The following is a 6,358-nucleotide window of genomic DNA, read 5'->3' on the forward strand; positions in this document are numbered from 1 at the left end:
TCACTCCTCCCAGGTCCACACCGGCAGCGCACGGCCAATCACGGCCGACGCCGGAAGAAATCGAAAATATCGGCCATCGAGAGAGTCGTCCGACTGCCAGTTCATGAGAAAGAGCTCGCCGTCGCTGACAACGCTGCAACCCTGCCATTTCGGCGCCGGCCGACCGCGTCCGTCGCGATCGCGCGCCTTGCCGACCGCAATTTCATCGACGGAAATTGTGAGCCCGTTTCTGCAGACCGTCTGCCCTGGCAGCGCCAAGACGCGCTTGAGCATGGGCACGCCGACCGGCAGATAGCTATTTAGGTCGAGAAAGGTCGCAAGCGGCTCCCGCGACCAGCTCGGCGACATGGAAGCGCTTCTCCGATCGTACAGTATAGAGGCCGATTGGCACGCTTGCCGATGCGTTCCAAATGTAGAGTGGAAGCGGCTCCAGGACGATTGTGGAGACGAGCGCGGCAGCAACCGCAAACGTGGTCGTCAGTATCATCAGGCGGCCCGTCATCGCATCACCCTCTGACGATGAAGCCAAGCCTGGTGGCGCGCCTTCGTATATGGACGCGGGTTCTCGTTGACCGCCAGACGGTTATGAACGTGATGCCAATGATCAGGAGCGACGTCAGCCGGATCGATGCTGAGCACCTCAATCGCATCGGTCATCTGCAGCACGCGCTCGACCTTCGGCCAGCCGGAGACGCAGCAGAATCTCTCCGCCGGGTGTCACATAGGGGACGGTCGAGCAGCGTTGTCCCGGTGCGACCGCGCGCAGAATGTCAATCCGCGAAATGATCATGCCAAAGTCGTTGGAGGTCCAACGGACGAAGGCAAAGATGCTGCCGGGCGCAAATGACAGGACACGGCGGTGACGATCAAGCTTCCGTTCCTTGACGATGCGACCGAACCGAATGCGGTTTTCGATGCGCTTCTCAAGCCACAGGACTTCTACTTCGGTGAGATTACTCATGCCGCGGCTCCTTGATGCTGGAGCTGACAGCCGTGAGCTTTGCGTTCGGCGAAGTACGTAGGCGGCTGGTGAAGGCAAGCGCGACTCGCGGCCCGCGCTTGACGATCGAGTCCAATGCGGCGTTCGGTCCGGTCCGTTAGAAGAAATCCGAAGGATTTCTGGTTAGCCGGGGTACTGACCTGTGCCCCCTCGCCGGCCGTGCTGCTGCGAAAATGCTTCACAACGATTCGCGAACGGAACGCGCGGTGCGTGCCGGCGATCGGCAGTGGAGCCGCATGATGGACTTCTATGCAGGGCTTGACGTGTCGCTGGACGCGACGAACATTTGCGTGGTGGACGGCGACGGCAAGGTAGTCCGGGAAGCAAAACTCGAGACCGATCCGGATGCGATCGAGCTGTTCCTGGCGGAGCGGGGAATCCACCTCAAGCGCGTCGGGCTGGAAGCCTTCTCGTACAGCGCCTGGCTGTTCACGGCGCTCAGCGAAAAGGGCCTGCCCGTGATTTGCATCGAAAACCGCCATGCCAAGGCAGCGCTGAACGCCCTGCTGAACAAGACCGATCGGAACGACGCCAAAGGCATTGCGCAGATGATGCGGACCGGCTGGTTCCGCGCGGTGCACGTCAAGTCGGAAGGCGCGCAAACGCTGCGCGCGCTGCTGGTCGGGCGCAAGGCGATGCTCGGCAAGGTGCTGGACATGGAGAACATGATCCGCGGCCTGCTGCGCCCGTTTGGCCTCAAAGTCGGCGAGATTTCAGTCGGCCACTTTGACGCACGCGTGCGCGAGATCATGGCCGGAAAGAAGGAACTGGAGGCCATCGTCACGCCGTTGCTGGACGCGCGCGGCGCCATGCGACTGCAATGGCGAAGCTGCACCGCCTGGCGCTGGCGGCAGCGCGCAGCGACAACGCGGTGCGGCGGACGATGACGGTCCCCGGTGTCGGCGCGCTGGTGGCGCTGACATTCCGCGCAACTGTCGACGACCCGGCCCGATTCAGGAAGTCGACCAATGTCGGCGCGCATTTTGGGTTGACGCCGCGGCGCTACCAATCCGGGCAGACCGACCGGATCGGCAGCATCTCCAAATGCGGCGATGAGCTGACGCGGGCAATGCTGTACGAGGCAGCGATCGCGATCCTGACGCGCATTCCAAAGAACTTTAAGCCGCGGCTGTGCGGCCTGCGGCTGGCCAGGAAGAAGGGTCTGAAGCGCGCGGCAACGGCGGTGGCGCGCGCGCGCCGTGCTGCTGCACAAGATCTGGATCGATGGCACGACCTTCCGGTTTGGCGCCGGCGGCAAGCGCAGCCGGGTCGCTGCGGCGATGTAAGGGCCTCCGCGACCAGGCCGCTTCCACGCGCGCCTTTTCCTTCCGCCACGGCGGAGCGGCGTCTCCCGAGGAGACGGGGTTTTGGGTGAGATCGCAACTTTTCTTGCCGGCGGCTTCATGACGACGTTTGAAGCCATCACGCACGGCGCTGGTTAGCCTGACCGCCCATTCCTCAGATTCCGGCTTGTGGTCGCCATCGTGCCAACCACGGATGTTAGCGAGTTCTCCTCGACGAGCGAGCTGCCGCAAGGGAAAGCAACGATCGTGATGCGGTGACCCCGTTTCCGATGATCGCGCAGATTTGCGCGCGATCGCGTTCGCGCGCGTGCAGTGGCGACAAGAATCGCATTGCAGGACGGCTTCGCGCCTGAGAGAGTAGATGCATGAGGCATCGTCGCTGCATGCGCGACCGGCTTGTTCACAACGCACTGATTCACAACAAGAAGTTAGTGTTAGTACGTTAGAAGAGTTACGGCGGCTGGAAAGCGCTATTAGACGAGGACTTAGGCCTGATTTCGGTCCCCGTTAGCACGAGGATCGGTCGCTGATGGCACGAGGGTTGCGGTCCCCGATAGCACGAGGTGATTCACAGGCTATCTCCCGTCTTCGGAATGAGACCGCGCTTGCGAAGTCTCTCGGTGACTGGATCGATGAGGGCAGCACGAAGGTTAATCGCTCGGCGCCATTGGCGTCGCGCGTGAGCACCAGCGCGTAGCCGGGCAATCTCTGCCGCTGGACAATCTGGCGCACGTCGTACGCAAAAGGCTTAAGTGGCGAGAGGCCGCCGGACTTGGCATGGAGATGCACAAGATCGAAACTCCAGCCGCCCTCTTGCCGGCCACCGTGCTTACGCACGAGACGGTAAAGCCAGCGCTCGAGTCCGCCCGTCAGATCGAAATACGTGCGATCAATGGTGAGCACGAGCGCATCATCGATCACGCCGGCATAGAACCAATCGGTCAAGATCAGTTCGATTCCGAACGGGCGTCCGTTTGTGTCCGCCGTCTCCTTCCACTCGTTGATCCAGGAGAACCGATGGCGTCGTCGTTCTGCAGGCTGGCGGATCGACGTCAGCATGGTCGGCAACCAGTCGAGACCCGCCTTAAGGCGATCGTAATCGCGTGCGCTAGTGCCACGCCCAACGAACGTCAGAATCTCGCACGGAGTTGCAGCCATCAGGCGCGACGTCTTCAGGCCCGCGTCTCGCGCTTCGACGATCTGCGACGCGGCCCAAATCAGGACATCGGCATCCCAAATGGTTGCCATCCCGTGTTCCGGCACGGCCTCGACACGAATGGAGATTACGCCAGCACGGAAATCAATCGGAACGACTCGCTTGGTATTTGCGAGGGAAAAGAACGGATACGCCATCAGACCCTGCGCGTCGCCCGGCGCGAGATCGCCAGGTAGCGCCCGAAACAGTTCAAGTTCATCGCGTTCGGATGGGAGTTTTCGCCGCTTCGCTACTGTCCTCATCTAGCGATCAGCGTCGTTCCTGGCCTGCATAGGGGCGCAGGTTCGGATGTTTCCTGGCCGGCAGCACGGTCCCCTTCCCGGGGTCGGACGTCGACGTCTTGGCGCCGAGATCGGCCCACGCCTTCAGATCATCCAGGGCGTAGACGACACGTCCGCCGATCTTCCGATACGTCGGCCCGGTGCCGTACGTGCGGTGCTTTTCCAGCGTACGACCGGAAAGGTCAAGATACCGCGCGGCTTCTGGTGTACGCAGGAAGCGCGGAGGTAGACCGGCTGTCGAATCGGGCATTTGAGAACTCCAAGGTGACAACGCACCGCGCATAGCGGAGCCGGCGTGTCTGCGGTCATCATGGAGAAGCGCGATCTCGGAGGGGGATGCCGAATATTGAGGGCATCATTTTCGATATCCCTCGGCCGAGGGCTATTCGTCCTTCGGCCGGGCCGCAGAAGTTTGCGGTAACCTCCGCGTACCAACGCGAGGCCGCCCTTCACCAGGCGGACCGTTCGATTGCGCAAATCGTGCGTCTTCCAGGCGCGATCAGGGATGCGCTTTTTTGCCGAACAGCGCTTCGGCGACAGTGAGATAGCTACCGCCGGCGCTGCGAGCATCGAGCGCACGGATCGCGGCGCTCAGACGTTGGCGCCGCTGTTTAGATAGTTTGTGAAATGCAGGACCTGGCGCGCGTCCATTCATCGCGCGCCACAGCCGCCGGACTGCATACGCACCCGCTTCTAGATCGTCGTCGAACGGTAGTTCAACAACGTAAGCGGCGCTGAGTACCGGCGGTTCTTTGGACCAGACATGGTGATCCACGGCGCCGACGCGCGGCACGGCGCGCCAGCCATCGGCGGCGCGCCGCACCTGACTTGCTGTAAGATCGAGCAATGGCTGAGACGCCGAGCTGCGATCGGCGGCCGAGCCAACCGTTACTGGAACGACCGCAGTCAGAACCTCGGGCGCCCAAAAGAGGTCTGCTCATCGAAGGACCGCTGAGGGTCACGGGCGAAAGCAGATGCCCCACCTCCTCCTGAACTCGGCGGTCGCTTGGCCATCTGGGCTGCTAGCGATCATCGCTTCGTAGTCTCGTCGATAGTCCGCGTTGCAGGCGATGTCGGCGATTTCGGCGCCTTCTAGGCTCTTGTAGGAATCCGGCGACCGCCAGTCAAATTCAGGCATTGCTTCCGTCCCATTGCACGCAGCTAACAAGGATTGCGGCGCAATAGGTATGAACGAGGCTGGTTGTAGGAAGCTTCTAGGTTGGCACCACGTGGTGCACTGGAATGACCACCGGATAACGGAAGAAAATCGTTCTGCGTGCAAGCCGCCAGTCGGCGATTTTCTTCTATTTTGAGTCGCTGCCGCGCAAGAGCCGCCCCTGCTCCCGAGGTAGGATTTGAGAAGCCCCGCCCGGCGGACCGGACGGGGCTGGCAGAGCGTCTACTCGCCGTTCTTGCGGGGCCGCGACCAGAGCAGGGTGTATCCCTCGCCGCCTTCGTCATCGAAGAGGTTCGCGTAGATCGGCGCGTTGAACGAGGGGTCGTCGAGCTTGAGCGAGAGGTAGTCGCGGCCGTCTTCGGAGCGCTTCGACCAGGCTGCCCCGATCTCCGCCCGACCCACATAGATCCGGTGGCTGGGAGCGTTATCGTTGGAGCGGTTGGTCTCGGCGACGATGCGGACGCCCTTGGCCTGCAAACTCAGGGTGACGATCTCGCCCTGGAAATCGTTGCCGACTTTCTTGAAAGAACCGATGTTAGCCATGTCACTTCTCCTGTTGTGTTTCGAGCCCGCGACCACCGCGGCCTCGATGGCGATCTAAAGGCCGAAGACGATCGGCGACGCACCCGCTGGCGGGCCGGAGCGCAGCGGAGGACGCCGTTGGAGCGACTTTCTTGTCTCGCGAGGAATGGGCGCAAGCCCAGGGGAAGAAAGTCGCTCCAACGGCGTTGCGGCTCAGACGATCGAGGCGCAGCCGCTCTTGGGCCAGATCAAGCCCTCAAAGAGGCCACGTGCGTCCGCGTGCTGAACCGCAATCTTAAGGAGAAGACTTGGCGAAGCTCGGTTGAACTGCACAAGAGGTCGATACGGTTCGGCGCAGAAAGAGAAACAATCTGCCGCAATGGGCGATATCGTCCCGGAAGGAATGATCGAGCGCCGCGCGCCGAACCGATCGATCCGTCGCGCACCATCGACCAACCCGTGAACAGAGGCTTCCTTTGGCTCGAGATCAGGTGCACGTGCTGCAAGACGCCGAGCGACGTCGACCTTGCGGCGATGAAGCACCCGCCAACCACCTTCGTGTATGATCTGGCCAGCCGGCTGCGCTGCCGCAAATGCGCCAAGGCAGGCCGGCGTCCATCCGCGACTCTGCTACAATTGACTTGGCAGTCTCGCCACCCTCGAACCGAAGCCTGACTGATGTGCAATCTCTATTCGATCACGACCAACCAGGCGGCGATCACCGGCCTGTTTAGGCGCATGAATCGATATGTCGGCAATCTAGCATTACAGTTGCTTTTGTTGCGGGCTTCTGAATCCATGGGCAACCATGATTCGAATGTCGTGGGCGCGGGCCGCGTCGGTTGAGGCGAGGCATGC

4 protein-coding genes and 6 pseudogenes are annotated in these 6,358 nt (G+C 61.8%); 3 read left to right on the forward strand and 7 right to left on the reverse strand.

Going from position 1 to position 6,358, the window contains the following annotated elements; translation table 11 throughout:
- Together IVB42_RS12605 and IVB42_RS12610 are read right to left on the reverse strand one after the other, a co-directional pair.
- Positions 1-502, reverse strand: a pseudogene (locus IVB42_RS12605) (S26 family signal peptidase).
- A pseudogene (locus tag IVB42_RS12610) lies at positions 499-961 on the reverse strand (DUF2840 domain-containing protein). Before IVB42_RS12610 ends, IVB42_RS12605 begins: the two co-directional pseudogenes overlap by 4 nt.
- A 278-nt stretch (positions 962-1,239) precedes the next feature.
- On the opposite strand from IVB42_RS12610, the pseudogene IVB42_RS12615 reads away from it, so the two are divergent.
- Positions 1,240-2,286, forward strand: a pseudogene (locus tag IVB42_RS12615) (IS110 family transposase).
- A gap of 586 nt (positions 2,287-2,872) precedes the next feature.
- Here IVB42_RS12615 and IVB42_RS12620 read toward each other — a convergent pair.
- From IVB42_RS12620 to IVB42_RS12645, 5 genes and pseudogenes are all read right to left on the reverse strand, one after another.
- Positions 2,873-3,762: pseudogene (locus tag IVB42_RS12620) on the reverse strand (replication initiator protein A).
- A gap of 7 nt (positions 3,763-3,769) precedes the next feature.
- On the reverse strand, positions 3,770-4,051 hold the full coding sequence (locus IVB42_RS12625; RefSeq protein WP_247397833.1) for a helix-turn-helix domain-containing protein: 282 nt from the start codon (positions 4,049-4,051) through the stop codon (positions 3,770-3,772).
- Positions 4,052-4,300: 249 nt separating this feature from the next.
- The gene (locus IVB42_RS12635) at positions 4,301-4,648 is read right to left on the reverse strand and encodes a DUF2285 domain-containing protein (RefSeq protein ID WP_247470299.1); all 348 of its coding nucleotides are present in this window, start codon (positions 4,646-4,648) and stop codon (positions 4,301-4,303) included.
- A 111-nt stretch (positions 4,649-4,759) separates the two neighbouring features.
- Positions 4,760-4,939 (reverse strand): DUF6499 domain-containing protein, encoded by a 180-nt coding sequence (locus IVB42_RS12640; protein ID WP_247397836.1) that lies wholly within the window; start codon positions 4,937-4,939, stop codon positions 4,760-4,762.
- A 261-nt stretch (positions 4,940-5,200) separates the two neighbouring features.
- The gene (locus tag IVB42_RS12645) at positions 5,201-5,521 is read right to left on the reverse strand and encodes a DUF736 domain-containing protein (protein ID WP_247397839.1); all 321 of its coding nucleotides are present in this window, start codon (positions 5,519-5,521) and stop codon (positions 5,201-5,203) included.
- A 402-nt stretch (positions 5,522-5,923) separates the two neighbouring features.
- On the opposite strand from IVB42_RS12645, the pseudogene IVB42_RS12650 reads away from it, so the two are divergent.
- Both IVB42_RS12650 and IVB42_RS12655 read left to right on the forward strand, forming a co-directional pair.
- Positions 5,924-6,175: pseudogene (locus tag IVB42_RS12650) on the forward strand (hypothetical protein); the annotation flags it as partial.
- Between the two features lie 3 nt (positions 6,176-6,178).
- A pseudogene (locus tag IVB42_RS12655) lies at positions 6,179-6,265 on the forward strand (SOS response-associated peptidase); the annotation flags it as partial.
- Positions 6,266-6,358: the final 93 nt, after the last annotated feature.

The sequence above is a fragment of the Bradyrhizobium sp. 45 genome (genome assembly GCF_023073155.1).
Lineage (GTDB): Bacteria > Pseudomonadota > Alphaproteobacteria > Rhizobiales > Xanthobacteraceae > Bradyrhizobium > Bradyrhizobium canariense_D.